This is a genomic window from Pseudomonas tremae (assembly GCF_001401155.1).
Taxonomy (GTDB): domain Bacteria; phylum Pseudomonadota; class Gammaproteobacteria; order Pseudomonadales; family Pseudomonadaceae; genus Aquipseudomonas; species Aquipseudomonas tremae.
Map to the genome: position 1 here is coordinate 1 of NZ_LJRO01000035.1, position 331 is coordinate 331.

At 53.2% G+C, this 331-nt stretch carries 1 protein-coding gene; it reads left to right on the forward strand.

Annotated elements, in window-relative coordinates; translation table 11 throughout:
- Positions 1–232, forward strand: a 232-nt coding sequence (locus ALO43_RS02300; RefSeq protein ID WP_157062259.1) for an EAL domain-containing protein, incomplete at its 5' end; no start/stop codon positions are given.
- Positions 233–331 lie beyond the last annotated feature (99 nt).

Genomic DNA, 331 nt, shown 5'->3' on the forward strand with positions numbered 1-331 from the left:
GAGTTACAAGATCGTGAAATCGCTGGTTGCCTTGAGTCTGGACATGTCTCTTGGCTGCGTGATTGAAGGCGTCGAGACGCAGGATGAGCTGAATGCACTGACCAGCCTTGGGTGCACGATGGTGCAGGGTTATTTCTACAGTCCACCGATCAGTTTTGAACAAACCCTGGTGTGGATCGAAACGCCGGATGAGGAGCGCACCTTCGGTTATGCAGCCTCGTGCCGGATCTGATCGACTGCGCTTGAACCATTCCCCTGTGTACGTGGAGTAAGATGCGTTTTTCGATCTCCACGGAATCCTGTCAATGAGCAAACCCGGGCAGACCATTCT